This is a genomic window from Kitasatospora sp. SC0581, from assembly GCF_048159585.1.
Taxonomy (GTDB): Bacteria; Actinomycetota; Actinomycetes; order Streptomycetales; family Streptomycetaceae; genus Kitasatospora.
The window spans coordinates 290,178-315,803 of sequence record NZ_JBLRWA010000004.1; the positions used below are offsets into that span (position 1 = coordinate 290,178).

Annotated in this window: 23 protein-coding genes and 1 pseudogene; 12 read left to right on the plus strand and 12 right to left on the minus strand. The window is 73.8% G+C overall.

Going from position 1 to position 25,626, the window contains the following annotated elements; translation table 11 throughout:
• Position 1: 1 nt before the first annotated feature.
• Positions 2-1,159: a GDSL-type esterase/lipase family protein gene (locus tag ACLWS4_RS10570; RefSeq protein ID WP_416873892.1), complete on the plus strand. Its 1,158-nt coding sequence runs from the start codon at positions 2-4 to the stop codon at positions 1,157-1,159.
• 157 nt (positions 1,160-1,316) lie between these two features.
• Positions 1,317-1,880 carry a hypothetical protein gene (locus ACLWS4_RS10575; protein ID WP_416873893.1) on the plus strand — a complete coding sequence of 188 codons (564 nt, stop codon included), beginning with the start codon at positions 1,317-1,319 and terminating at the stop codon, positions 1,878-1,880.
• 107 nt (positions 1,881-1,987) lie between these two features.
• On the opposite strand, the gene ACLWS4_RS10580 is transcribed toward ACLWS4_RS10575, so the two are convergent.
• From ACLWS4_RS10580 to ACLWS4_RS10610, 7 genes are all read right to left on the minus strand, one after another.
• Complete coding sequence (locus tag ACLWS4_RS10580) at positions 1,988-2,677, minus strand: hypothetical protein (protein WP_416873894.1); 690 nt, start codon at positions 2,675-2,677, stop codon at positions 1,988-1,990.
• Positions 2,678-2,865: 188 nt separating this feature from the next.
• Complete coding sequence (locus ACLWS4_RS10585; protein ID WP_416873895.1) at positions 2,866-3,531, minus strand: 4'-phosphopantetheinyl transferase family protein; 666 nt, start codon at positions 3,529-3,531, stop codon at positions 2,866-2,868.
• 5 nt (positions 3,532-3,536) lie between these two features.
• On the minus strand, positions 3,537-4,445 hold the full coding sequence (locus ACLWS4_RS10590) for an alpha/beta fold hydrolase (protein ID WP_416873896.1): 909 nt from the start codon (positions 4,443-4,445) through the stop codon (positions 3,537-3,539).
• A gap of 34 nt (positions 4,446-4,479) precedes the next feature.
• Positions 4,480-4,950, minus strand: coding sequence for an SRPBCC family protein (locus ACLWS4_RS10595; protein WP_074004792.1), 471 nt, complete (start codon positions 4,948-4,950; stop codon positions 4,480-4,482).
• A gap of 90 nt (positions 4,951-5,040) precedes the next feature.
• On the minus strand, positions 5,041-6,516 hold the full coding sequence (locus ACLWS4_RS10600; RefSeq protein ID WP_117485437.1) for an FAD-binding protein: 1,476 nt from the start codon (positions 6,514-6,516) through the stop codon (positions 5,041-5,043).
• A 1,486-nt stretch (positions 6,517-8,002) separates the two neighbouring features.
• Complete coding sequence (locus ACLWS4_RS10605; RefSeq protein ID WP_416873897.1) at positions 8,003-9,943, minus strand: flavin-containing monooxygenase; 1,941 nt, start codon at positions 9,941-9,943, stop codon at positions 8,003-8,005.
• 44 nt (positions 9,944-9,987) lie between these two features.
• Positions 9,988-10,881: a class I SAM-dependent methyltransferase gene (locus ACLWS4_RS10610; RefSeq protein ID WP_074006253.1), complete on the minus strand. Its 894-nt coding sequence runs from the start codon at positions 10,879-10,881 to the stop codon at positions 9,988-9,990.
• Positions 10,882-12,288: 1,407 nt separating this feature from the next.
• On the opposite strand from ACLWS4_RS10610, the gene ACLWS4_RS10615 reads away from it, so the two are divergent.
• From ACLWS4_RS10615 to ACLWS4_RS10625, 3 genes are read left to right on the plus strand one after another with little or no spacing between them, the layout of a single operon-like run.
• A complete protein-coding gene (locus ACLWS4_RS10615; RefSeq protein ID WP_049656300.1) occupies positions 12,289-12,549 on the plus strand; it encodes a hypothetical protein in 261 nt (86 codons plus the stop codon).
• 41 nt (positions 12,550-12,590) lie between these two features.
• Positions 12,591-13,577 carry a 3-oxoacyl-ACP synthase III family protein gene (locus tag ACLWS4_RS10620; RefSeq protein WP_049656304.1) on the plus strand — a complete coding sequence of 329 codons (987 nt, stop codon included), beginning with the start codon at positions 12,591-12,593 and terminating at the stop codon, positions 13,575-13,577.
• Positions 13,574-14,329: an SDR family NAD(P)-dependent oxidoreductase gene (locus ACLWS4_RS10625; RefSeq protein WP_049656301.1), complete on the plus strand. Its 756-nt coding sequence runs from the start codon at positions 13,574-13,576 to the stop codon at positions 14,327-14,329. The genes ACLWS4_RS10620 and ACLWS4_RS10625 overlap by 4 nt, the downstream gene beginning before the upstream one ends.
• Positions 14,330-14,701: 372 nt before the next feature.
• Here the strand turns inward: ACLWS4_RS10625 and ACLWS4_RS10630 are convergent, their stop codons facing one another.
• Positions 14,702-15,103 carry an Imm7 family immunity protein gene (locus ACLWS4_RS10630; RefSeq protein ID WP_416873898.1) on the minus strand — a complete coding sequence of 134 codons (402 nt, stop codon included), beginning with the start codon at positions 15,101-15,103 and terminating at the stop codon, positions 14,702-14,704.
• Positions 15,104-15,269: 166 nt separating this feature from the next.
• On the opposite strand from ACLWS4_RS10630, the gene ACLWS4_RS10635 reads away from it, so the two are divergent.
• From ACLWS4_RS10635 to ACLWS4_RS10645, 3 genes and pseudogenes are all read left to right on the plus strand, one after another.
• Positions 15,270-16,919, plus strand: a complete 1,650-nt coding sequence (locus tag ACLWS4_RS10635) for an alpha/beta fold hydrolase (protein WP_416873899.1) — start codon at positions 15,270-15,272, stop codon at positions 16,917-16,919.
• 228 nt (positions 16,920-17,147) lie between these two features.
• A pseudogene (locus ACLWS4_RS10640) lies at positions 17,148-17,583 on the plus strand (VOC family protein).
• A gap of 337 nt (positions 17,584-17,920) precedes the next feature.
• Positions 17,921-18,466, plus strand: coding sequence for an SMI1/KNR4 family protein (locus tag ACLWS4_RS10645; protein ID WP_416873900.1), 546 nt, complete (start codon positions 17,921-17,923; stop codon positions 18,464-18,466).
• 470 nt (positions 18,467-18,936) lie between these two features.
• Here ACLWS4_RS10645 and ACLWS4_RS10650 read toward each other — a convergent pair whose 3' ends face one another.
• Positions 18,937-19,581, minus strand: a complete 645-nt coding sequence (locus tag ACLWS4_RS10650) for a TetR/AcrR family transcriptional regulator (RefSeq protein WP_416873901.1) — start codon at positions 19,579-19,581, stop codon at positions 18,937-18,939.
• A gap of 122 nt (positions 19,582-19,703) precedes the next feature.
• Here ACLWS4_RS10650 and ACLWS4_RS10655 point away from each other — a divergent pair, with 122 nt between their 5' ends.
• Positions 19,704-20,756 (plus strand): alpha/beta hydrolase, encoded by a 1,053-nt coding sequence (locus tag ACLWS4_RS10655; protein ID WP_416873902.1) that lies wholly within the window; start codon positions 19,704-19,706, stop codon positions 20,754-20,756.
• 239 nt (positions 20,757-20,995) lie between these two features.
• On the opposite strand, the gene tpx is transcribed toward ACLWS4_RS10655, so the two are convergent.
• Both tpx and ACLWS4_RS10665 read right to left on the minus strand, forming a co-directional pair.
• Positions 20,996-21,496 (minus strand): thiol peroxidase, encoded by a 501-nt coding sequence (gene tpx / locus ACLWS4_RS10660; RefSeq protein ID WP_049659074.1) that lies wholly within the window; start codon positions 21,494-21,496, stop codon positions 20,996-20,998.
• Between the two features lie 570 nt (positions 21,497-22,066).
• Positions 22,067-23,050: an oxidoreductase gene (locus tag ACLWS4_RS10665; protein WP_416873903.1), complete on the minus strand. Its 984-nt coding sequence runs from the start codon at positions 23,048-23,050 to the stop codon at positions 22,067-22,069.
• An 82-nt stretch (positions 23,051-23,132) separates the two neighbouring features.
• Here ACLWS4_RS10665 and ACLWS4_RS10670 point away from each other — a divergent pair, with 82 nt between their 5' ends.
• Positions 23,133-23,813, plus strand: coding sequence for a TetR family transcriptional regulator (locus tag ACLWS4_RS10670; RefSeq protein WP_380737684.1), 681 nt, complete (start codon positions 23,133-23,135; stop codon positions 23,811-23,813).
• A gap of 165 nt (positions 23,814-23,978) precedes the next feature.
• Here the strand turns inward: ACLWS4_RS10670 and ACLWS4_RS10675 are convergent, their stop codons facing one another.
• Positions 23,979-24,341 (minus strand): hypothetical protein, encoded by a 363-nt coding sequence (locus tag ACLWS4_RS10675; protein ID WP_049661667.1) that lies wholly within the window; start codon positions 24,339-24,341, stop codon positions 23,979-23,981.
• A gap of 406 nt (positions 24,342-24,747) precedes the next feature.
• Between ACLWS4_RS10675 and ACLWS4_RS10680 the strand changes: the two genes are divergently transcribed.
• Both ACLWS4_RS10680 and ACLWS4_RS10685 read left to right on the plus strand, forming a co-directional pair.
• Positions 24,748-25,134, plus strand: coding sequence for a VOC family protein (locus tag ACLWS4_RS10680; protein ID WP_049660971.1), 387 nt, complete (start codon positions 24,748-24,750; stop codon positions 25,132-25,134).
• Between the two features lie 109 nt (positions 25,135-25,243).
• Complete coding sequence (locus ACLWS4_RS10685; protein WP_198959518.1) at positions 25,244-25,561, plus strand: ArsR/SmtB family transcription factor; 318 nt, start codon at positions 25,244-25,246, stop codon at positions 25,559-25,561.
• The last annotated feature ends 65 nt before the right edge of the window (positions 25,562-25,626 follow it).

Below are 25,626 nucleotides of genomic sequence, written 5' to 3' on the forward strand. Positions count from 1 at the left end.
CATGACCACGATCACCACCCCCGTCACCGAGGACCTTCTCCACGGCCACCTCGACGTCGAACACACCCGCCGCGGCCTGCTGCCGCACCGCCTGCCCGCTGCCGCCCGCCGACGGATCCCGGACGAGCAGCTCGCGATGGCCGAGTCCCAGCCCTCCGGCGTCCGGCTGGCCTTCCGCACCCGCGCCACCACGATCACGCTGCACGCCGTCCCCACCAAGCGCGCCTACCCGGGCGTCCCGAACGTCCCGGACGGCGTCTACGACCTCCTGGTGGACGGCCGGCTCACCGCGCAAGCCGGCGTCCCCGGCGGCAACCTGCGCACCGTCGACCTCGCCACCGGCCGCTTCGAACTGACCGAAGGGCCGTCCGGCAGCGCCCGGTTCACCGGCCTGCCGGAGCGGGACAAGACCGTCGAGATCTGGCTCCCGCACACCGAGACCACCGAACTGATCGCCCTCGACACCGACGCCCCGGTCGAGCCGGTCCCGGCCGGCACCCGCAAGCGCTGGCTGCACCACGGCAGTTCGATCAGCCACGGCTCCAACGCCGCCCACCCCACCGGCACTTGGCCCGCCCTGGTCGCCAACCGTGCGGGCCTGGACCTGGCCAACCTCGGCTTCGGCGGCGGCGCCCTGCTCGACCCCTTCACCGCGCGCACCATCCGCGACACCCCCGCGGACCTGATCAGCCTCAAGCTCGGCATCAACCTGGTGAACACCGACCTGATGCGGCTGCGCGCCTTCACCCCGGCCGTCCACGGCTTCCTGGACACCGTCCGGGACGGCCACTCGAGCACGCCACTGCTGCTCGTCTCCCCGCTGCTCTGCCCGCTCCACGAAACCGTGCCGGGCCCGCTCGCCCCCGACTTCAGCAGCGGCACCCTGCGCTTTCGAGCCACCGGCGACCCCGCCGACGTCGCCGCCGGCCGGCTCACCCTCACCGTCATCCGCGCCGAACTGGCCCGCATCGTCGCCGACCGCCGGGCCGACGGCGACCACCACCTCCACCACCTGGACGGCCTGGCCCTCTACGGCGAGCCCGACCACGAGGCCCACCCGCTCCCCGACGGCCTCCACCCCTCCCCGGAGGCCCACCGGCTGATCGCGGAGCGCTTCGCCGACCTCGCCCTCGCCCCCGGAGGCGCCCTGGCGCCGTGACGAGCCGTGACCCGTCGTGACCCGCCGCGGCCGCCTCCCGCCGGGAGCGGCCTCCCGGCTCCGGGGCCGGTCGCACGAGCAGTCAGTTCCCTGTGCTGTACTACGTGCTCCTCCGTACACCACGTACACCACGCGCCACTTCCGGAGCCACCTCTCGATGAGCACCACCTGCCCGACCTGCGCCGCGGCGGACGAGACCGTCACCGTGCGCCTCGCCCTCCTGGACTCCGACCGGCCGCTCGACCCGCCGACGCGGGAGCTGCTGACGATGCCGTCCGAGCCCCGGGGCACGAGCGGGGCCGCGGTCGCCCTCTTCGTCCTGGCCGGCCTGATGGGCCTGCTGGGACTGACCACGCTGGGCTCCGGCGACAAGGCCGCCGACGTCGACGACGCCGCGTACCAGCTCGGCTACCACTACGGCGCGTTCCTCTTCGCCGCGGTCCTGCTGGGCATCGGACTTGCCGTCCACTTCGCCCACCGGAGCCGGCGGAGCGACGCGGCGGACCAGTGGCCGCGGACCTACGAGCAGTGGCAGCAGCTCCACCAGGTGTGGCGGGCGACCTGGCTGTGCCGGCGCTGCCGCGTCGTGTTCCTCCCCGCCGCGTCGCCGCGCCCCGACTCCGCCGCCTCCTCCGCGACACCCGCGGAGCAGTTCCCGCAGTGGTCGGTGGCCGTCGCGCGACAGGACGACCGCCCCGGCGCCCCGACCACGGCGGCCTGACCGGCTGCCCGACCACGTCGGTCCTGCTGTCCACCCGGCAGCCGGCCCCCCGGAGGCCGCATCACGTGCCGCCGCCGGGGAGGCCCGGCCGGGTCGGGTCCGTCGCCTCAGGCCCGGCGCCTCAGGAACGCGCTGATCTCGTACGGCCCCTGCCGCGCGAGTCCGACCAGCGGCTCCAGGTAGCCCAGCCACGGCGCGTCGAAGCCCTCCGGAGCCGCCACCGACAGACGGCTCCGAGCCGCGGCGACCCGTCCTGCGGCGGCCGGCAGCGCCTCGTCCTCCAGGCACCCGTACGCCTGCTCCACGAGTGCGGCCATCCTCCGCCGCCCCTTGCGGGCATGCGCCTGCTCGGCGCCGTCGCGGGCCACGAGCAACTGCTCGACCGGGATGGCGACCGCGGCTTCGAACGCGCCGAGCAGCGGCTCCTCGCACAGCTGCCCCACCACGCCCTCGGACAGCGGCGGGTTGCCGGCGACCAGCCGGTCCAGCACGGTGATGCCCAGCACCGCGTACGCGCTGGCCGTACGCCACAGCAGCACCTCCACCGCCTGCGAGAACTCGAAGGCCGCGCCGTTCAGTTCCCGCGCGACCTCGTAGTCGAGCCGCGGCGCCACCCCGTCGTCCCCGTCGTCGCGACGGCCCTCGGCGGCGTCGGCCGAGTACCTCAACCGCATCTCCACGGCGAGCGCCGAGCGCCACTCCGCGTGCAGGCCGCTGACCGTGCCGTGCATCGCCGCCAGCGCGCCGTGCTCGGCCTCCGTCAACCCGTCCAGGGCCTTCCTGCTCGGGAAATCCACCTCAGCGCCCTTCCGTCCGCCGACAACGTCGACGCCACGCTAGAGCCCCGCCGCGCCCGCCGCAGGCGAACCGGCCGCGCGCCACACCGATCAGGGCGAAACCCCGTAGCCCCGCCCCTCGTTCGGCACCAGCCGTACCGGCGTCGAACGAGGAGCGGGGCGGGCGTGGTCCGCAGGCGGCGGGCGTCTCACGCGGCGGCCGCCCGGGACGGCGGGAGGGCGAGCGTGGTGACGACCGTGCCGCGGTGCACGCCCCAGGAGCCGGTGCGGACGGCCGGGAGGTGCGGGTGCCGGGCCGTGAAGGTGCCGTCGGCGTGCACGGTGACGGCGATGGCCGCGAGTGGAGCCCAGGTGCCGGTCAGCGGATGGACGGCCTTGTAGGCGGCCTCCTTGGCGCTGAACAGGACGGTGTCCCACGGGGCTTGGCCCTCAGGCAGCTCCGCCAGGCCGCCGCGTTCGGACGCGCTGCTGACCAGCTGCAGCACGCCCCGGGGAAGCGGCCGGGCGGGCTCGGCATCGATCCCGAGCGAGGTGAGCCGCCCGGTACCGGCGACCGCGCAGGCCGTGTACCCGTCCGTGTGGGTGATGCTGCCCGTGACACCCACCGGCCACCGGGGCGCCCCGCCGGGCCCCGGCAGCAGCGGCACCGGCGGGTGCCCGAGAGCGCCCAGCGCCTGGCGGGCGAGTGCCCGGGCGGTGGCGAACTGCCGTCGGCGGCGCGGCGAACGGTCCTGGATGTACGCCGCCTCCAACGGCAGCAGTCGCTCCTCGGACGGGTCACCGAAGGACTCGGCACAGTGGACGTGGGGCGGGAGCAGCGCGGCCAGGACGCCGGCGGGGGCGGTGGTGGTCACGGTCGTCAGCGGCCAGCCGTGACCAGCAGGTGGACGTGGTGCGCGACGTGCTGCGGGGCCTCCAACGGCACCATGTGGCCGGTGCCGGGAATCCGGTGCAGCTCGGCGTGCGGCAGCGCCGAGGCGAGCTCCTGGCTGAAGCTGGGCTTCACGATCTTGTCCTCGGTCCCGGTGATGACCGCCGTCGGCGCGGTGATCCCGGCCAGGCCCGCGCGCTGGTCCATCTCCTGGGTCGACGCGAAACAGGCGGCCCGGACCTTCGGCACCGTGGCGGCGAACAACCGGCGGTTGGCCTCCCGCGCCGCCAGGGTGGCACTCGGCCCGTGCGTCCCACCGAGCAGCCGACGGCCCAGCCATGGCGTCCCCAGGGCCCGGCTGAACAGCTTCGACCCCATCATCTTGACCTCGTTCGCCGGCGTGTTCTGCCCGTGCGAAGCCGTCGACACCAGCACAAGTCCCGCCAGCTGCTTGACACTTGCCCCGCCCTTCGCGGCGGACGGCCCGGTCGCGGACAGCCCCGCCGCCCAGGCCAGCGCCGCGTACCCGCCACCGGAGTGCCCCACCACCACGACCGGCCGCTCCGGCGTGGTGAGCGTCCCGACCACGGTGTCCAGGTCCCGCGCCAGCCGCTCGATGCCGATCGGCTCCCGCCCGGCCGTCGACGAGGCGTGACCGCGCTGGTCGTACGTGGCCACCGTGTGCCCGGCCGCCGCCAGCTGGCTCGCGGTGGCGTGCCACACGGTCCGGGACGCGGCCCAGCCGTGGACGAGCACCACCAACGGCCGGCTCGGGTCGGGCTCGCCCGGCTGGTGGACGGTGATGGCGAGCCGCGCGTGGTCGTCGGTGGTCGCGGTGTGGTCGGTGGTGGTGACGGCGTGCCGGGTGGGCAGCGTGCGGATCTCGGTGATGGTCACGGCGGGCCTCCTCTTCCTCTTCCGGTGACGGTTCTTACTTCTGGTTGTCGAGGTGGTGGCGGAGGTTGCTCAGGGCGCGCTGGGTGGCGGTGGTGTGCTTGGCGGTGAGGTTGGTCAGCTTGTGGAGGAACTTGGCGAGGCCGTGCGGGGTGGTGGCGAAGGTGACGGTGAGCAGGGTCTGGGCGCCGTCGTTGTGGGGCGTGAGCTGGTACGTCGTAGTGCCGTGGAAGTGGCCGGTGTGGCTCTGGGTCAGCCGGGCGTCGGGCGTCGCGTGGGTGGTCGTGGAGGTGAACCGGAGCTTGGGACCGGGCTTCCCGACGCCACCCGTGTGGACGGTGGTCGTGGTGGTGCCGCCCTCCTGCTGGGGGCCGGTGGGACCGGGCTGGTGGGTGTTGTGGGGGTGCCACCAGGTGGTCCTGCCGTTGAGTTCGTCGACGATGGCCTCCCAGACGGCGTGGGTGGGGTGGTCCAGGATGGCCCGGTCGGTGTGGTGAATGGCGTGCATGGGGAATTCGGCCTTTCGGTCGGCGAACGGGGGCGTGCGACGGGGGATTTCCTATTTCTCCGGACGCGGATTCCGGGTGTTTTTTGTGTGTTAGGGGAAGATGTTTTGGCCGGGGGTGAGGGTGTGGGTGGGGTCGTAGGTGTTTTTGGCGTTGGTGAGGGTGGTCCAGTGGGGGCCGTAGTGGTTTTGCCAGTCGGTTTGGGTCATGTTGGGGATGGCGCCGACGAGGTAGCGTTTGGCGCCGAGTTGGGTGGCGGTGTTGTAGAGGGTGCGGTTGCGGGTGAGGGCGGGTTGGGGGTTGGTGTTGGGGTGGGGGAAGGCGAGGAAGTCGAAGAGGTAGGTGGTGGGTTCGTTGGGGGTGATGGCGAGGGGGTGGGTGAGTTTGTTGGTGTGGAAGGGGTAGCAGAGGAGGAGGCCGGCGCCGATGTCGTCGGGGGTGATGTGGGGGAGGGCTTGGTTGAGGAAGGTGGGGGTGGTGGTGGCGGGGAGGAAGAGGGAGAGCCAGGGTTTGGGGGCGTTCCAGTAGCCGAGGTTTTTGATGGTGTCGGCGAAGGTGTCGGCGCGGTAGGTGTAGTCGCGGTAGGTGGTGTCGTTGGTTTCGGTGGTGGTGGGGTTGAGTCCGGTGAGGAGGGTTTGGGGGTTGGGGGGTGTGGTGTTGTAGTGGGCGACGGCTTCGATTTTGTAGCGGGGGGGTTGTCCGTTGGGTTGGATGAGGATTTCGCCGACTTGGGAGGGGAAGCGGCCGTCGTTGAGGATGGTTTGTTGGTCGGTGAGGAAGGTGTGTTGGTCGTTGTAGGTGAGGGTGAGGACGAGGGCGCGTGTGGGGGCGGGGATGAGTTTGACGGTGGCGCGGGTGATGATGCCGACTTGGCCGGCGCCGGCGAGGGCGGTGTGGAAGAGGTCGGGGTTGCGGGTGGGGGTGGCGGTGAGGATGCGGCCGGTGCCGGTGACGATTTCGATGGATTCGACGGTGTCGGCTTGGAGGCCGTGTTTGTGGACGGTGGAGCCGATGCCGCCGATGCTGATGGTGCCGCCGATGGAGAGGTGGAGGTAGTCGGTGAGGCAGGGGGGTGTGAGGTTTTGGGCGAGGGCGGCGTCGGTGAGTTGGGCCCAGGTGACGCCGGCGTCGACGGTGGCGTTGGTGGGGGTGATGGTGTGGATGCGGTTGAGGGCGCGGGCGTTGATGCTGATGCCGCCGGCGGCGCCGGCTTGGCCGTAGTTGGAGTGTGATTCGAGGTCGTTGCCGGTGCCGCTTTGGCCGTTCATGGCGACTTTGAGGCCGTTGTGGCGGGCGTAGTTGATGATGTTGGCGATGTCGTGGGGGCCGGCGGGGTTGAGGACGGCGTAGGGGGTGGTGGTGGTGAGGCGGCCGAAGTCGTGGGCGTGGGCGGTGGTGGTGGTGGGGTTGGTGGTGAGGGTGCCTTGGAGGGGGGGTAGGGGGGCGATGTGGCCGGGGGGTGTGGGGGTGTTGGTGGTGGCCCAGGTGCGGGTGGTGGTGTTGAAGCCGATGATGGTGGCGGCTGCTGCGGTGAGGAGGGTGCGTCGGGTGAGGTCGGGGTGGGTCATGCGGGGTGGTCTCCTTGGTGGTGTGGGTGGTTGGTGGTGGGGGGTGGTGGGCGGGCCTGGTTGGTGCGGGGCTTGCGGGGCGGGTGCCCTGGTGGGTGTTAAGTCTCTTTAGCGCCGGGGTGGTTGTGGGCGGTGTCCGGGCCGGTGGTGGTGGCGTCCTGGCCGGGCGGCGGTGCCCGGTGTCCGGTGGTGCGGGTGGTTGCCGGTCCTGGCCGTGGTCGGTCTGGTTGCCGGTCTTCGGTTCGCGGCTGGTCCCGGGTGGTCGGTGTCCGGTGGTGCTGCCCGGTTGCTGCGGGGCTTCGGGGACGGCGTCCCGAGGCGGGTGATTCCTGAAGTCCCGTTCGTGGCGGGCTGGTTGTGGCTGTCCGGGGTGGTGCCTGGGGTGGTTCCGCCGGTGGTCCGGTGGTGTCCGGGTGCGCTGGGTGGTGTCCTTGGGCGGGCGGGTCGCGGCGGCCCTGTTGGTCCGGGGTGGTGCGGGAGAGGGGTGACCGACCGGGCCATGGGGCCGGTCGGCGAAGTGAAGTCCCGTTCGTTTCGTGCTTGTTGACGGTGGTGCGGGGACCTGCTTTCCCTGCCTGCCTGCCGGGCCTGTTCGGCCCCCTGTCGGTTTTTCTGGTGTTGCTGTACTGCGACGGCGTCCGTCCGTACTGGTTCCTGCTGGGGCTGCCGGCCTTGCTGGCTCTGCCGTTTCGCTCTTGCTGTCCTGCTCCAGCCGGTCGTACTGGCCGCTTCTGCCGGTTTCACCGCAGTGGTCGTACCGGTTGCTTCTGCCGACTGCTTCTACTGGCGTCGTTGTTGCCAGTGCACGGGCTTCGTCGGTTCGGGCCGTGCTGGTCTTCGGGTTCTGCCGGCCGGTGCCCTGTTGATCTGATCGCCGTGGCCTTGCCGGCCGTTCCTGCTGGCCCGTGCCGACCGCTTCCAGCGCTCTGGGCTTTGCCGGCCGTTCCTGCCGTCGGCCCTGGTTCGGGGCCCTGGTCTTGCGGGTGTCGCCGGTGGTTCCTGCCGGTCCCGTCGTTCCGAGCGCATCGGCCTTCTCGGTCTTGCCGTGCCGGCGGTGTTGGGTGTTCCTGCCGGTCTTCGGGTCTCACCGCGTTGGCTTCGCTGGTCCTGGCCGTGCTGGCTTCTGCTGGTGCCTGGTGCCTGGTGCCCGGTGCCCGTGCCGTGGGCTGTGTGTTGTTGTGGGGTGGGTGGCCGGTCCGTGGTGTGGGCCGGCCTGTCCGTTGTCCCCTTGTCCCCTTGCTCGTTGTCCGTTGCCCGTTGTTCTTGTTCCCGGTGCCTGTTGTCCCTGTCCGCGTGTCCTTGCCCCGTTGTCCGTTGGCCTTGTCCGTGTCCCGGTGCCTGTTGGCCCTGTTGGTGTGTCCTCGTCCTTGTTCGGGCGGGCCGTGGCCGTGTGCGGGTGTGGGCGTGTGGGCCGTTGGCGTGCGTGGGCGGGTGACCGTGGCGGCTGTGGGTGCCGTGGCCGCGGGTGCGGGCCGCGGGTGGTGGGTTAGGGGTTGGGGGTGTGGTTGGTGTGGGTGGTGGTTTGGTAGTTGGTGAGGTCGAAGGTGCGGGTTTGGTGGCGGAAGCGCCAGGTGTAGGTGGGCCAGATGGAGGGGTTGTTGCCTTTGGTGTCGGTGTACCAGCTGGTGCAGCCGCCGGTGTTCCAGACGGTGTTTTTGAGGCGGTTTTGGAGGGTGTTGTTGTAGGTGGTCTGGGCGTGGGGGTGGACGTCGAGGGTGGTGAGGTGGTGGGTGTGGAGGGTTTTGAGGGCGGCGAGGATGTAGGTGATCTGGGCTTCGATCATGACGGTTTGGGAGGAGTGGCCGAGGGTGGTGTTGGGGCCGAGGAGCATGAAGAGGTTGGGGAAGCCGTGGATGGTGGTGCCGCGGTGGGCGGTCATGCCGTCGCGGTTCCAGGTGTCGGCGAGGGTGTGTCCGTTTCGGCCGTGGATGAGGTGGGCGACGGGGCGGTCGGTGGCGGTGAAGCCGGTGGCGAGGATGATGGTGTCGATGTGGCGGGTGGTGCCGTCGGTGGTGGTGATGTGGGTGGGGCCGATGCGGGTGATGGTGTCGGAGACGATGTCGACGTTGGGTTGCTGGATGGCGGGGTACCAGGTGTTGGAGAAGAGGAGGCGTTTGCAGCCGACGGTGTAGTCGGGGGTGAGGCGCTTGCGCAGGGCGGGGTCGGTGACGGATTTCTTGAGGTGGCCGGCGGCCATGTTCTTCATGCCGGTGGTGCGGGAGGGGCGGGACATGAAGAACGCGACGATTTCGCGGCCGTGTTTGTTGAAGGTGCGGCGGAAGCGCTGGTAGCCGGGGAGGTGGCGGAGCATCCAGGTGTGGCGGGGGGTGTTGGGTTTGTCGGGTTTGGCGGCGACCCAGGGGGGTGTGCGCTGGTAGAGGTCGAGGCGGTTGACGTCGGGTTGGATGGCGGGGACGAACTGGATGGCGGAGGCGCCGGTGCCGATGACGGCGACGTCGCGGCCGGTCAGGTCGTGGTCGTGGTTCCAGCGTGAGGAGTGGAAGACGGTTCCGGTGAAGGTGTCGAGGCCGGGGATGTTCGGGATGGCGGGGTCGGAGAGGTAGCCGGTGCCGGTGATGAGGGCTTGGGCGGTGTAGCGGCCGTGTTTGGTGCGGATGTCCCAGTGGTGGTGGGTGTCGTTCCAGGTGGCGTCGAGGAGTTCGTGGTCGTAGCGCAGGTGGGGGTCGACGCCGTGTCGGGTGGCGCAGTCCTTGAGGTAGGCGTGGACTTCGGCCTGGGTGGCGAAGGTGGACTTCCAGTCGGGGTTGCGGGCGAAGGAGTAGGAGTAGAGGTGGGCCTGGACGTCGCAGGCGCAGCCGGGGTAGGTGTTGTCGCGCCAGGTGCCGCCGAGGTCGGTGGCGCGTTCGAAGACGAGGAAGTCGTCGATGCCGGCTTTGAGGAGGCCGATGGCGGTGCCGAGGCCGGAGATGCCGGCGCCGATGACGGCGACTTTGAGGTGGCGGACGGCGAGGTCGCCGGTGGGGTGGGGGGCGGTGGCGTGCTCGGTGCCGGCGGCGGCGACGGTGATGGCCGCGGCGGTGGCCGTACGGGTGCCGGTGCCGGTGGTGCGGGGCGGGGTGCGGGGGGCGGTCGTGGTGGCGCCCGTGCCGGAGGCGGCCGTGCCCGTGCCGGAGGCGGACGCACTGCCGGTCGTGCCCGTGCTGGTTCCCGTACCGGTGGCCGTGCCGCTGCCGGTGGCCGTACCGGTGGCTGTGCTGCTGCTTCCGGTGGCCGTGCCCGCGCCGGTGCCGGCCTTGCCGGTGCCGGTTCCGGTGCCGGTGTTGGCGGTGTTGGTGCCCGTGGTGTTGGTGGTGGGGGTGGGGGCCACCCCCGCCGCCGGGGCTGTGCCGGTGCTGGCGTCGGTGGGTGTGCCGGTGCCGGTGGTGGTGGTGTTGGTGGTGCGGTTGGGGGCGGGGGTGGTGGTCATGGCGTCGGTGTCCTTGTCTCGGGTGTCCTGGGTGGGCCCGGGGGTCAGGCGCGGCGGGTGAGGGTGACGCGGAAGTTGTTGAAGATGTGGTCTTCGAGGGTGTAGGCGAAGATGTCGAGGTAGCGCTCGAAGCGGGCGACGGTGGTCTCGTCGGTCATGGTGACGGCTTCGTCGCGGCGGGCGGCGAGGAGTTGGAGCCAGGCGCGGCAGGCGCGGGCGAAGGACTCGGGTTCGTTGCGGATCTCGGTGACCTCGAAGAGGCCGTCGAGGCCGGCGGCGAGTTCGGGCAGGCGGGGGATGTGGCAGCCTTCGAACTCTTCGCGCTGGAGGAATTTGAGGTCGTCGAGGAGCTGGCGGCGCAGTGGGGGGTTCTCGACGGTCATGGTGTGCAGGACGAAGCGGGCGCCGGGCTTGAGGAGGGAGTGGACCTGCTTGAAGAAGACGCGGTAGCGCTGGGTGCGCTCTTTGGGGGTGAGGGAGGACAGGACGAAGTGTTCGAGGGCGTTGATGCAGAACGCGGCGTCGTAGGGGGCCTGGCCGTCGGCGAGGCGGTGGTCTTCCCAGCTTTCGACGCGGGCTTCGATGGCGGGGTTGTTCAGGGCGTCGACGAAGTCGGCCTGGGTGCGGGAGAGGGTGACGCCGACGGCCTTCTTGACGCCGTGGACGGTGGTGAGGCGGTTGAGCATGGTGCCCCAGCCGCAGCCGATGTCCAGGACGGTGTCGGTGTGGGCGGCGCGGGCGAGGTCGGTGAAGGCGTCGAGTTTGCGTTCCTGGGCCTCGTCGAGGACGGCGACGAGGTCCTCGCCGTCCTCCCAGTAGCCGCCGGAGTACATCATGGTGGGGCCGAGGATGAGCCGGTAGAGCTCGTTGGGGACCTCGTAGTGGTGGCGGATGGCCTCGACGTCGGGGTTGATGGTGCGGGCTTCGACGGTGGTCATGGGATGGGGCCCCTCGGTTGACGGTTGTGGGTGTGTGGGGTTGTCGGACGGCGGTGGGTCGGCCGGTGCGGGGTGGGCGGGTGGGCGGCCCGGTCGGGCCGCTTCCGTGGTGGTCGGCCCGGTGCGGGCCGGGGTGACAGGCCCGGCCGCTGTCCTGGTGCCGGCGGCGGGCGGCTGGGTGCCGTCCGGTGTCCGACGGTGGTCTTGCTGAACTCGGCCGCGACCCCGGCTGGTTGGTGCCGTCCGGGAGAACGGTCGGGCCGTTCGGTGCCGCGTGGTGTGGTGCTGGGCCGGCCGTCGTTCAGGGCGGCTGGGTGCCGTCCGGTGTGCGGCGGTGGTTCCGGCTGAACTCGGCCGCTGTCCCGGCTGGTTGGTGCCGTCCGGGGCGGGCGGTGCGGCCGTTCGCGGTTCTTCGGTGTCTGCCGTGTCGGGCGGCTGGGTGACGCCCGGGTGGTCTTGCTGAACTCGGCCGCTGTCCCGGGTGGTTGGTGCCGTCCGGGGTGGCGGGTGCGGTGTCCGGCCGGGTGGTCGGTGGCGCCTGGTGCGGTGCCGGGCCGGTGGTGCGCGGTGGTCGCCGTGCGGGCCGGTACGGCGGGGTGGTGTGCGTGCGGGTGCGGTGTGTTGTGGGTCAGGTAAGCGTGTGTCTCGCAAGCGGTGCGCAAGGGGGCGGGGGGTGGGTGGGTTGCGGGCCGGTTGCGTGGGGGCGGGTTTCATGCGGTTTCGGCAAGACACGCGGCCCCCACGGCCTGTCGCGGGGGGGTGCTTCGGTTCCCGGGTGGTGTCGACCGCTGTTCCCGGGGGTCGTGCCGTGTTGTTCCGGAGGGTTCTCCCGCCGGCTGTCCCACCAGTTCCGCCCGTTCCGCTCGTCGTTTCCGCCTGCTTGTTGTCCGTCCGTCCGTCCGTTCCTTGTGGCCGTGTGTCCGCTCGTTCGTCCGTCCCCTCGGTGCCGTGTGTGGTGTGTTCCCGGGGGCGGGGTGCGGGGGCGCGTGTCCGGGGGCCGGCCGGCCGGTCGGCCGGTCGGCCGGGGGTGGCGGTGCGGTGGTGCGGGTGGCGGTGGGGTGGTGCGGGTGGCCGGGAGGGTGCTCCGGAGCGGTGCGGTGCGGGTCCGCGGGTACGGGTTCACCCGGGCTCTGTGCGGGTTCGCCCGGGCCCTGTACGGGTTCGCCCGGGCCCTGTGCGGGGTGTCGCCGAGGCGCCCGGTTCCGTCTGCCCGTCTGCCGGCCCGCTCGCGTCCGTTCGTCCGCCAGTCCGCCTGCCCGCCCGTCCGCATGTGTCGGCCGGTGGGCGGGTGGTCGGGGTACGGGTGCGGGGCGGGGTGGCGGCGGTTGTTCCTGGCATGTTCATTCGACGCGTTGACGTGCCCATCACCCGGGAAACGGGGGTGGGCGAGGAGAGGAACGATCACTGATGTCTCAGATTCCCACGATCGAGGACCTGGCCCAGCAGCTCCAGGCGGTCTCCGGCGCGCAGGAGATCGACGCGGACGCCGCGCTGCAGCACATCGCGGACGTCGACTCGCTGGACCTGATGGAGTGGCTGTACGGCTTCCAGAACCAGTACCCGCACATCCCGGCGGACGAGTCGCTGTTCGCGGACATCGACGACACGACGACGCTGCGGGTGGTCCACGAGCGGATCCTGGCGCTCGTGCCGGCCGAGGCCAACTGAGAACCCGGCGCGGGCGGGCGGACGAGGAGAGGGGTCGGGTGGTGAGCGGTTTCGACGTCACCGGCTGGGGCATGTCGGTGCCCGAACGGGTGGTGACCAGTGCCGAGCTCGCGGAGCGTTTCGGCGTGGACGAGCACTGGATCGTCTCGCGGTGCGGGATCCGTGAGCGCAGGGCGGTGGGCCCGGGGCAGACCACGGCGTCGATGGCCGTGGAGGCCGGGCGCCGGGCCCTGGAACGCGCGGGCCTGACGGGCGCGGACATCGCGCACCTGATCGTGGCGACGGCGACCCCGGAGCAGCCCTCGCCGGCGACGTCGGCGTTCGTCCACGACGAGCTGGGCATCGCGGGCAGCGCCCACGACGTGAACTCCGAGTGCGCCGGCTTCGTGTACGGGCTGGTGACCGCGGCGGGCCTGCTGCGCATGGACCCGCGCCCGATCCTGCTGATCGGCTCGGACACCCACACGCTGACCGCGAACCCGCGGGACCGGGACCTGTCGATCCTGGTCGGCGACGGCGCGGGAGCGGTGGTCCTGCGGCCGGGCGCGGTGGACCGCATCCGGGCGTGGAACCTGGGCGCGGACGGCTCGTGCAAGAACAGCCTGAAGGTCCTGGCCGGGGGCTCGCGGATGCCCACCACCGAGCGGACCGTCGCCGAGGGCCTGCACTACGCGCAGATCAACGGCAACGAGATCTACCTGAACGCCGTGCGCTACACGGTGCGCACGATCCGCGAGACGCTGGAGCAGGCGAAGATCACACCGCAGGACGTCGACCACGTCATCCCGCACCAGGCGAACATCCGGATCATCAACTCGGTGCTCTCCCACACGGGGATCCCCGCGGACCGGCTGGTGACGAACCTGGAGCGCTACGGGAACACCGCGTCGGCGTCGATCCCGATCGCGCTGGCGGAGGCCCTGGACTCGGGTCGGGTCAAGGACGGCGACACGGTGCTTTTGGCCGGGTTCGGCGCGGGCATGACGTGGGGCTCGGTCCTGCTGACGTGGGGAGGGGTGGCGCGGTGAGCGGCAAGGACGCCTTCGGCGCCAGGCCCGACTCCCCGGTGGCGCTGGTCACCGGCGCCTCCGGGGGGCTGGGCAGCGAGCTGGCGCTGGCGCTGGACGCGGCGGGCTGCCGGGTCGCGGTGCACTACAACAGCTCCCGGGCCGGGGCGGAGAAGGTCGCCGCCCAGCTGGTCAACGACCACGTGCTGGTGAGCGGCTCGGTCGCCGACTGGGACGCGGTCACCGCGATGTACGAGCAGGTCAAGGCCGCGCTGGGGCCGGTGGACGTGCTCGTCAACAACGGGGCGGTCCGCAAGGACGCGCTGATGGCGATGCAGAACCCCGCCGAGTGGCGGCAGGTGATCGACACGAACCTCGTCGGCTCCTTCCACACCGCCAGGGCGTGCGTGCCGGCGATGCTGCGCGCCCGCTGGGGACGGGTGGTGAACATCGTCTCCCCGTCGGCGCTGATCGCCACCGCCGGGCAGACCGCCTACTCGGCGTCCAAGGCCGGCCTGATCGGGCTGACCCGCACGCTCGCGGCGGAGTGCGGCCGCCGGGGGGTGACCGTCAACGCCCTGTCACCCGGCTTCATGATCACCGGCATGACGGACACCCTGCCCGAGCACGTGGTGGCGGGCATGCGGGAGAAGGTCCCGGTGCCCCGGTTCGTCACCCCGCGCGAGGTCGCCCGCTCGATCACGCTGTTCCTCGACCAGGACTGCATGACCGGCCAGGTCATCAGCATCGACTCGGGAGCCTCCATCACCTGACCCGGCGCCCCGGGCGTGTCCGCCCGGGGCCGGGCCGCCGGACCCGTCCGTCCGGGTACCCGGGTCCGTCCGCCCGGGTCCGCTCCGGGCCGGTGGCCGGTCGGCCGGTTCCCGGTCCGCGGGTCGCCTCGTGCCGCGCCCTCTCGGCCCCCTGTCCGGCCCCGTGCCGGACAGGGGGCCGAGGGGGCGCACCCGCGTTCCCGCTCGGGGGTGTCGCGGCAGGCCCCGGCTGGGCACGCGGCAGCGGCAGCCCCGCCCCGCCCCGCCCGCTACCGCCCGCCGGCCGCTCCGGAAGCCGCCCGCCCGCCTGGCCATCCCGTGGCCCGCTGGCGTTGTCGTTCCCCTCGCGGAGGGTCCGGCCGGCGTCGCGTCCTACCCCTGGAACGGGTCCTCCAGGACGGGGACGCAGGGTGACAGCAGCGGATCCGCGTGCTCGCTCACCCGTCCGCGGGCCATCCTGTGGACGAGGACCTCGTTCTCACGGCCGGGGTCCTCGTCGTCGCGTACGTGCAGCAGGCCGTAGGAGCCCGGCGCCCGTTCACCGACCTCGCGGAAGAACGCCGGGATCCGCGCGTCACGGTGGTTCGAGAAGCCGCCGAAGTGGACGAACACCTCCCCGTTCATCCACCGCAGATCGAGCAGGTACGGGCTGCCGATCTCCCGGACGCGCTCCTCGATACCCCCGACGATCAGCCGGAGACGGTCGTCGTCGTACTCCTCGTCGTCGGCGCCGGCGCTCTCCAGAACCTTGATCCAGCCGTGGTACTCGAACATGGGCCGCAGCCTACTGAGCGGCCGACCGGCGCCCGTGCTGTGGGTGGTGCCGGTGGTGACGGTGGTGTGTCGGTGGCGGGACAGCGTCCTGCCGGTGTGCCGACAGCGCTCGACGCAAGACTCGGTGACGCCCGATCAGGAACACACGACGACGAGGGAGCCGCCCGTGCCCCGACCCCGGCCCGCCACCGCCTTCCGTACCGCCTTCCGTACCGCTTCGCGTACCGCGTTCCGTGCCGCCACGGCCGTGCTCGTGCTGGCGGCCCTGGCCCCGGCCCACACCGCGACCGCCGACACCGCCGACACCGCCGGGCCCGCTGACACCGCCGCGTCCGCCGTGCCCGTGCCGCGCCTGCACTGGGACGGGCCCTGCGCCCAGGGCTTCGAGTGCGCCACCGCCGCCGTGCCGACGGACTACCGCGACCCGCGGGGAACACCGCTGGACCTGGCCCTGATCCGCCACCGCGCCACCGACCCGGCCCACCGCATCGGCTCGCTGTTCTTCAACCCCGGCGGCCCGGGCATCCCCGGCACCGCGGCCCTGCCCGCCGTCTACGGCCTCTTCCCCGAACAGGTCCGACGGCGCTTCGACATCGTCAGCTTCGACCCGCGCGGCACCGGCGCCTCCACCACCCTCCACTGCTTCCCCGACCCCGCCGCCGAACAGGCCCTCCTCGACGGCCTGCCCGCCGGCTTCCCGACCGCCGCCGACCAGCAGAGCGCCTGGACCCGCGCCTACACCGGCCTCGCCCGCCACTGCGCCGACAACGACACCACCGGCCTGCTCGCCCACCTGTCCACCGCCGACACCGCCCGCGACCTCGACGTGCTGCGCCAGGCCGTCGGCGACCGGCGCCTCACCTACTGGGGCACCTCGTACGGGACCCTGCTCGGCGCCGTCTACGCCAACCTCTTCCCCGACCGGGTACGCGCGATGGTCCTGGACAGCGCCCTGGACCCGCGCGCCTGGTCCACCGGCCGCACCCCCCGGCAGCGCGCCCTGCCCCCGTTCCTGCGCACCGGCAGCGACCTCGCCTCCGCCCGCACCCTGGACGCCTTCCTCGAACGCTGCGCCGCCGCCGGCCCCGCGGCGTGCGCGTTCGCGGCGGGCGACGCGGACGCGACCCGCGCCAGGTTCGCCGCCCTCCTGGAGCGGCTGCGCCGCGGGCCGCTCGCGCCCGGCACGCCGGCGCGGGAGGTGACCTACGCCTTTGCGGTGTCCACCGTCGCGTCGATGCTGTACACGGCCGCGCCGCTGCCGGGCGTCCCCGACAGCGGCTGGGCGGCCCTGGGCGCGTGGCTGCAGCAGCTGTGGACCGCCCCCGACGCACCGCCCGCCCCCACCCCCGCTCCGGCACCGGCGCCGGGCGCGCTGTCGGGGCAGGCGCAGACCCTGGGCGCCCTGTGCGCGGACACCGTCAACCCGCCCGCCGGCGCCGACTACCCGGCCCTGGCCGCCCTCGCCGAGACGCGTTCCGGCGCCGTCGGCCCGTACTGGGTGTGGCAGACCCAGCGCTGCGCGTCCTGGCCCTCCCAGGCCGCCCGGGACCGCTACGACGGGCCGTGGGACCGCCGCACCGCCGCGCCCGTGCTGGTCGTCGCGAACACCGGTGACCCGGCCTGGCCCTACGAGGGCTCGCGCGCGATGGCCGACACCCTCGCCGGGGCCCGCCTGCTGACCGTCGACGGCTACGGGCACACGGTCCTGGGCAACCCGAGCGCCTGCGCGGCCGGGGCGCAGGAGCGCTACCTGGTGGAGGGGCGGCTGCCGGCGCCCGGGACGGTCTGCGCGCCGGACCGCCGGCCGTTCGCGTAGCGCTCCGGGGACGGCGGCGGTGGCGGCTGCACGGGCCGCCTCCGTCGCCGTCGCCGTCGCGGTCGGGGCGGTGCCTGTTCCCCTCCTTTGCGCGGCGCGGGCCCGCCCCCTGCCGAGGGCGGGTGGTTGCGGGTCGCGGCCTGCGTCGTGCGGGGCGCCCGCCGGCGGTGTGGCCGTGGTGTCGGCGGCGGGCGGTACGGTCGCGGCATCCCGAGCGAGGAGGGCCGCATGGCGACCGGGTGGAGCCTGACGATCGACTGCGCACCCGGCGAGGCTGGCCGGGTTCTGGGCGCTGGCGCTGGGCTACGTGCACAGGCCCGCGCCGGCGGGGTTCGGGAGCTGGGAGGAGTGGTTCTCCCGTCACGGGGTCCCGCGGGAGGAGTGGGACGACGGCGCGTACCTCTGCGATCCCGAGGGGACGGGTCCCGCCCTGTCCTTCCTGAAGGTGCCGGAGCCGAAGGCGGTGAAGAACCGGGTGCACGTGGACGTGCAGGCCGGCGGCGGCCGTGGGACGCCGTGGGAGGTGCGGTGGCCGCGCGTGGTCGAGGCGGTGGAGCGGCTGACCGCCGCGGGTGCGACGGTGGTCCGTGAGGAGGAGCTGCGGGGCAGGCCCGACCATGTGGTGATGGCCGATCCGGAGGGCAACGAGTTCTGCGTGGTCTGACCGCGGACATTCCCCTCCCGGCGGCCGCGGTCCCCGGAAGCCGGGATCCCGGGTGCCGTCCCGGCCGATCCGGTCCACCCGGCCGGGCGGCCCGGGCGGCCCGGCCGGCGCCGTCGGTCCCGTGTCGTTCGAGGGCTGCCGTCAGGTCTTCGCGGTTCACGACGCGTGGTATGACGCGCTCTGCGGGTGCCCGGAAGTCCGCCGCTCCGCTGCCCTGGGTGGTCGGGGCCCGGCGGGACGGGCGCTGGTCCGACAGCCCGCTCGACCTTCACCGGGCGGGACACCGGGCAGTACGGTGACCGACCGGAACCCGCCGCCCACGAAAGGGGACACCGCCATGGTCCACCCGGCCGTCACCCGCCTCTCGGCCCTGATCGGGGAGCCGGGAACCCCGGGCGACAGCGTCGACTGGGACGAACTGGCCCGCGCCACGGGCCTGCGCCTGCCCGCCGACTACCGCGACTTCGTCGCGCTCTACGGCGGCGGCGAGCTGGACGAGTACCTCGGCGTCAGCACGCCGCCGGTGGACGGCTCCCCGTACGGCGACCTCCTCGACGCGCTGGACTTCGACCCCCGGCAGGAGCCGGCCGTCCCCACCGGCACCGCCCCGGAGGACCTGGAGCAGGGCAGGCTCCTGCCCTTCGCGGGCAGCGCCAATGGCGACGTGGTCTTCTGGCTCTGCGACACCCGTGACCCGGACGGCTGGGACGTCGTCGTCTTCAGGCGCCAGCACCGTTACGGGGAAGCGGCCTGGGTCCGCTTCGCGGCGGGCTTCGGCGACTTCCTGGCCGGAACCCTCGACGGCACGCTGGCGAACCCCTTCGGCGACAGCGGCTTCACCAGGACCCCGCACACCTACCGCCACTGGCGCCGGCCGTTGTGACCCGCACGGCGTTCGCACGCGGCCACCGGCTGCCGGTGGCCTGAGCGGGGCTGCCGGTGGTCAACGGTCCTTCCTCCCGGCCCCGTTGGCTTTCCCGGGTCCGCTCGGCGGCGGGCGGCCACGATCGGGGCCGGCCGCCGCATCCCGCTCACCGCGCCCGCCGCCTCCCGGCGTCCGGTCCCACCCCCGGCGACGGTCGCCTCCGGTGCCGACGGGAACGGCAACTCCCTGAACAGGGAGCGTGGTTGCGTCGCGGCCGCCGGCTGCTGGCCGCCCGGAACCCGCTACGGGCCCGGTGGGAACACGTGACCCGTTGCGTACCGTCACCGGTCGCAGAACGTGGGCCAGGGCCTTGTTCCGGGGCCGCTCGTCCGGTTCCGGGGGAGTGGTCGTACGGCCCGGCGTGCGCGGGCATGCCGTCGGCCTGACGGCGCCCCCTTCGCCGGGCCGGGGCCGGGGGGCGGCCGGTGTCAGGGGCGCTGCCGGGGGGCGGTGGCCCGGTTCCCGCCCGTCAGGCCGTCCAGGACCAGGTCCGTCAGGCGTTCGGGCAGGTCCGGTTCGTCGGGGCGGTGGCCGAGCAGGCAGCGGGTCTGGAGGGGGGCGCAGAGCAGTTCCAGTGCCAGGGCGGTGTCGGTGTCCGGGGGGAGTTCCCCGCGGTCCACGGCCCGGGCGATGATGGCGCCGGCCTGGTCGAGGCGGGAGTGCCAGAAGGTCTGCCAGGCCTCGGCGAGGTCGGGGTCGTCGGCGCTGAGGGCGGCGGCCCGGGCGACGGAGCGGCCGGTGGGGGTGGCGAGGTAGCGGGCCAGGGCGCGGGCGAAGGCGGCCAGGTCGGTGCGGACGGCCCCGGTGTCGGGGACGGGGACGCCCTCGTTGCTGCCGGTGAGCATGGCGTCCAGGACGAGTTTCTCCCGGGTGCCCCAACGCCGGTACACGGTGGTCTCGTTGACGCCGGCGCGGGCCGCGACCCCGGCGACGGTGAGCCGGTCGACGCCTTCCTCGGCCAGTACCTGCGCGGCGGCGTCCAGGACGGCCTGGCGCACGCGCGCGGCGCGCCCGCCCGGGCGGCGGCGCACCGGCTGCGGCTCCGACTCCGGCCGCGGCTCGTGTTCGGTCATGTCGATCACCTCGGCCACCACACTAACGCAGGGCCGCTTGCGTTAGGCGCCGGTGCGGGCGCATAGTCGTTAACGCAAGTGTTCCGGCTTTAAGAAGCTTGAGTGCGACAGGAGGCACCACCATGTCCTTCACCTGGCCCCTGGACCCGCGGGACCTGTTCGTCGAGCGCTACCCGCAGATGACCCTCGGCCTGCCCGCCGGCGAGGTGGACGCGGTCCGCGCCGCCGTCACCGTGATGTGGCCCGACCGGCCCGGCGGCTGGGTGTACGAGTGGTCCGCCCTCGCCGCCCGCCACGCCGCCGCCGGGCGCCACCGCGAGGCCGCGCAGGCGTACGGCTGGGCCAAGTTCCCCTCGCTCGCCGACGGGCCCAAGCGCACCGCGCTCGCCCGCCAGGTCGAGCAGTACGTCCTCGCCGCCCCCGGCTTCCCGGTGGAGTTCGAGCGCCGCGTCCTCACCGTCCCCCACCGCGGCGGCGAGGCCGCCGTGCCGGTCCACCTGATGGCCGCCCCCGGCCTGCCCGCCGACGCGCCCCTCGTCCTGGCCAGCGGCGGCGTGGACTCCTGGAAGACCGACCTGCACGGCATGTGGGAGCAGCTCGCGTTCGCCCTGCCGGCGCGGCTGCTGCTGTTCGACCTCCCCGGCACCGGCGAGAGCGCCCACCTGCCGATGACCCCGCACGGCGGGGACGAGGTGATCGCCGCACTGGTCGCCTTCGCCCGCGCGGCCGGCAACGGGAGGGTCGGCCACTTCGGCATCTCGATGGGCGGCTACTACTCCGCCCGCACCGGGCTGACCGGGGCGGTGGACGCCTCCGTGGTGCTCGGCGGCCCGGTCGAGCGCGCCTTCGCCCCCGGCCGCGGCTTCGCCTTCGGCATGGACGGCATCGTCGGCAACGCCCTGGGCTTCGACACCGCGCCCACCAGGGCCGAACTCTACGCGGCCTTCGCCGGATTCGACCTGCGCCCGCTGCTGGACCGGGACGCCAACGGGCCGATGCTGGTCGTCAACGGCACCGAGGACGTCCACGTCCCCCAGGACGACACCCTGGTGTTCGAGGGCCGCCGCGACACCCGCGTCGAACTGATCCCGGACACCGGCCACTGCGCCGTCTCCCGCTTCGGCGAGGCGATGGCCCTGATCGCCCCCTGGCTGAAGGACACCCTGGCCGCCTGAACCGGCTGCCCCGGGCGCCCCGCCACGGGACGCCCGCCGCGGGACGCCCACCACGGGACGCCCACCACGGGACGCCCGCCACGGCGGTCGTCCTCCGCCCGGCGCGTCCTGGACGGGCAAGAGCGACGGCGGCCCGCCCCCCGTCCCGCCCGTCCCGCCGGAGCGGGGACGGGCGGGACGCGGGGGGCGGGCCGCCGCACCACAAAAGGAGTCGGCACCGCGGGCGCGGTGCCGGCCGGTCAGACGAGGGCGGCGAGCGCGGCCTCGTAGTTCGGCTCGTCGGCGATCTCCGCGACCAGCTCGGTGTGCAGGACGGTGTCGTTCTCGTCCAGGACGACGACCGCGCGCGCCGTCAGCCCGGCCAGCGGACCGTCGGCGATCGCCACACCGTAGACGTCGTGGAAGTCCCGCCCGCGCAGGGTGGACAGCGTCTTGACGTTCTCCAGGCCCTCCGCGCCGCAGAACCGGGCCTGCGCGAACGGCAGGTCCGCCGACACGCACAGCACCACGGTGTTCTCCAGCGAACCCGCCTTGGCGTTGAACGTGCGCACCGAGGTCGCGCAGGTCGGGGTGTCGATGCTGGGGAAGATGTTCAGGACCTTGCGCCGACCCGCGAAGTCCTTCAGCGACACGTCCGCGAGCCCCTCGCCGACCAGCGTGAACGACGGCGCCTGGCTGCCGGCGGCCGGCAGCGCGCCACCGACCTGCACCGGGTTCCCCTTCAGCGTGACCTGAGCCATGAAAAGCCTCCTACCAGCAGTGTGTACGGGATGCAACGCCGCCGATCCTACTGCCCGCCCCCACCCCCGCCCGGGGCGACCACCAATACCGGACACCCCGACCGGCCGGAACAGGAAACGGCAGCGGGAAGCGGGAACAGGGACCCGGACAGGGAAGCGGCGAACCGGCCCGCACGGGGCCCACCCCGCGGGCCCCGCCGCACAGACCGTCAACCCGCCCACCACACGCCCCCGCCCACCACACGCCCCCGCCCGCCGCACGGCCGCGCCCGTCGCCGCCCGCCCGCCGTACGGCCGCGCCCTGTGCCGGTGGTGTCCGGCCGCCCCCTGGCCGGGACCGGTCCGGCGTTCCCGGCGGACGGGGGCGGGGTGCCGGGCGGGCCGGGACCTGCCGCCCGGTCACGGGGGAGGCGGCACCCGCGGGCGCGCCTGCCGCCGCGGCCCCGGCCGCCGTCGCCGTCGGGCCGTGTCCGCTGCCGTAGCGCGGTCCCCCCCCCGTGCCCCGCTGCGCCCCACCGCCCGCCGTGCCGCGCGGGCGGTGACCTCCCCTCGCCTGGTCCCGCCCCGGGGTCAGGCGCCGTCCGCCGCGGGCACGGTGAACCGCAGCCCGGTCAGTTCCTGCGACACCTCCCACAGCCGCCGGCCCGCCCGCGGGTCCTGGGCGCGAGGGGCGGGCGAGGTCAGCGCCGGGGCCCCGCGCAGTTCGCCCGGCCCGCCCGGCCCGTACAGCTCGCCGCCGCGCACCCCGGGGGCGGTCGCCGCGTGCAGCTGTGCCAGCGCCCCGCGGGCGGGCGTCTGCGCGAGCGGGCGCAGCAGGTGCCCGAACAGCAGCCGCACCGGTGCGACGGCGCCGGCGCGGGGCAGGGCGGTGGCGGCGTAGCCGGGGTGGGCGAGCACGCTGCGCACGGGGCTGCGGGCGGCGCTCAGGCGGCGGTGGAGTTCGAGGGCGAAGAGGGCGCCCGCGAGTTTGGACTGGTTGTAGTGGCCCATGGGGGAGTAGGCGCGCTCGCCGGTGAGGTCGTCGAAGTCGATGCGGGCGCGGCGGTGGTTGGCGGAGGTGACGGTGACCACGCGCGGGTCGCGGCCCTGGGCGAGCAGGTCGATCAGGTGGGCGGTGAGGGCGAAGTGGCCGAGGTGGTTGACGGCGAACTGGAGCTCGTGGCCGTGCGGGGTGAGGGTGCGCGGGGGTGCCATGACGCCGGCGTTGTTGACCAGGACGTCGGGGTGGACGCCGTCGGCGCGCAGGCGGGTGGCGAAGGCGTGCACGGAGCGGGGGTCGCCGAGGTCCAGGCGGCGTACCTCCAGGCGGGCGGCGGGGTGGGCGGCGCTCACGCGGGCCGCGGCGCGCCGGCCCTTGTCCTCGTCGCGTACGGCGAGTACGACGCGGGCGCCGCGGCGGGCGAGGGCGTCGGTGGTGGCCAGGCCCAGGCCGCTCGTGGCGCCGGTGACGACGAACACCCGCCCGTCCAGGTCCGGTTGCGGCTCCGGGCCGGGGCCCGGGCCGGGGGCGGGGCTGCGGTCGGGGGTGTGGTTGCTTCGGGGCGTACGACTCATACGGCTCAAGGTGCCCTTCCTGTCACCAAGTGTCAAGATGGGCATTGGGCGTCGTGTGTGGCGTGGGGGCTAGGATGGGGCGGTGACCTCCCGACCCGCCGCCACCCTGGCCCAGCGCAAACGCCAGCTCGTGGCGGACGAGCTGACGCGGGCGGCGCTGGAGCTGCTGGCGGGCGGCGGGTTCGATGCCGTCACGGTGGACGAGATCGCCACCGCCGCGGGGGTGTCCAAGCGGACGTTCTTCCGCTACTTCGCGTCCAAGGAGGACGTGGTCGTCCGGTTCCTGGGCGCGCTCGGCGCGGCGATGCGCGAGGAGCTGGCCCGCCGTCCGGCGGGGGAGGCGCCCTCGGTGGCGCTGCGGCACGCGGTGTGGCGCAGTGTCGAGGACTGCGCCGGCCACGAGGAGCGCGCCCGCCAGGTGGTGCGGCTGGTCCTGTCCACCCCCGCCCTGCTCGCGCGCTTCCTGGAGCGCCAGGCGCAGTGGCGCGACGACCTCGCCGAGGAGCTCGCCGCCCGCCTCGGCCTGGACGCCGGGCGCGAGCTGTACCCGCGGCTGGCCGCGGACATGGCGCTGGCGGCCTTCCACACGGTGCTCCAGCGCTGGAGCGCCGACGACGACGCTGCCGGTGGCGCCTCCGGTGGTGGCGGCGGCGCGGCGGTGGACCCCGCCGCGCTGACCGGGAGCTGCTTCGCAGTCATCGCCCCGGCCCTGGACGCCGTCGTGCGCACCCCCGCTCCCGGCGGCGCCCCCGCCACGGCCTGACCCCTGCGGCGACGTCGGGCCGCTCCGCCCTCCCGGTCGCCCCGCGGTATCCGGGAGGGCGCCCGCCCCGCGGTGCCCGCGGAGGGGTCCGCGGGTGCCACGGGGCGGGCGCCTGCCGGGCGGGCCGTCACCGTACGGGTGCGGGCGCCGGTCCGGGCGGCCGGTTCAGTTGAAGACCACGACGTCGGTGCGCATCGGCAGCGGGCTGTTCCACCCGATGCTGATCTTGAAGGTCACCACGCCGTTGCCCGGGGCGATGCTCGAGACCTGGAAGGCCGCGGCGCCGACGAACCGGTTGCCGTTGGAGTCGATCTCGGAGGCCGTGATGACGACCGTCGAGTCGATCCCGATGACGTTCCAGGACAGCTGGAGGTTGAAGGTCCCGTTGCCCGGGCTCCACGTCCACCAGGCCCGGTTCACGGAGCCGACGTTGCCGCCGATGGCCGCGAGGCCCTCGTCCCGGCCGGCGGGCAGCGAGCTGTGCGTGATCTGCGGGACCTCGGAGGCGGAAGGTTCGACTGCGGCCATGGCGGCACTCCCTGCGCCGGGAGAGCCCCCCACGAGCCCTCCGGATACCCAGAGTGTCCGCCGTTGCGCACAGCGTCACAATCACTCGTGCGAGTGAACCACCGGCGCGCCGCCGTGCCACCCGCGCCACCACGGCCCCGGGCCGCGCGCCGCCCGGCGCGCACCGCCCGCCACCCGCCCGCCGCCCGCCTGTCGCCCGGCGCGCACCGCCCGCCGGCTGCCGACCCGTCAGTCCGCGGCCCGTCCCACCCCGCCCCGCGTCCCGCGCGGCTTGCCCGCGGCCGGGCGGTGGCCGACGGTGGAGTGCGAAACGCGCCGCGCGGCCCCGCCCGCCCGCGCGCACCGCCGCCCACCCGCCCGCCCGGGCCCGAACCACCCGGGCCCGAACCACCCGAGGGAGCCCCCCGTGAGGATCAACCTGGCCAGCGTCTTCGTCGACGACCAGGACAAGGCCCTGCGCTTCTACACCGACGTGCTGGGGTTCGTGAAGAAGGCCGACGTCCCGCTCGGCGACCACAGCTGGCTCACCGTCGTGTCGCCCGAACAGCCCGACGGCACCGAGCTGCTCCTGGAGCCCGACCGGCACCCCGCCGCCAGGGCCTACGTCGCGGCCCTGGCCGCCGACGGCATCCCCGCCACCTCCTTCGCCGTGGACGACGTGCACGCCGAGTACGAGCGCCTGCGCGCCCTGGGCGTGCGCTTCACCCAGGCGCCGCTGGCCATGGGGCCGGTGACCACCGCCGTCCTGGACGACACCTGCGGCAACCTCCTCCAGATCGCCCAGTACCACTGACCCCCGCCCCGAGCCCCGTCCCCGAGGGCGCCCCGCCTTGACACCCCGGATCGTATCCAGAATATTAGATACGTCCCCGAGGGGCCGGACGGCGGAAGGAGCGTGTGCGGTGGACCTGGACCCGCTGGCCGTGCACAAGGCGCTCGCCAACCCGGCGCGCGCGGACTTCCTGCGCTGGCTCAAGACGCCCGAGCGCTACTTCGACGAGCCGTACTACCGCGAGCGCGGCGTCGGCTTCCACATCGGCGTGTGCGTCACCGACATCCAGGAGCGCTCGGGGCTGTCCCAGTCGGTGGTCTCCGGCTACCTCCAGATCCTGCGCGAGGCCGGGCTGCTGGTGTCCGAGCGCGTCGGCAAGTGGACGTTCTACCGGCGCGACGAGGAGACCATCGCCGCCTTCGCCGCGTACGTGCGCGACGAACTCTGACCCCGCCCCACCCTGCTTCGGGGGGCGCCCGCCCGGCGCCCCCTTTTCTTCGACCCAAACGCATC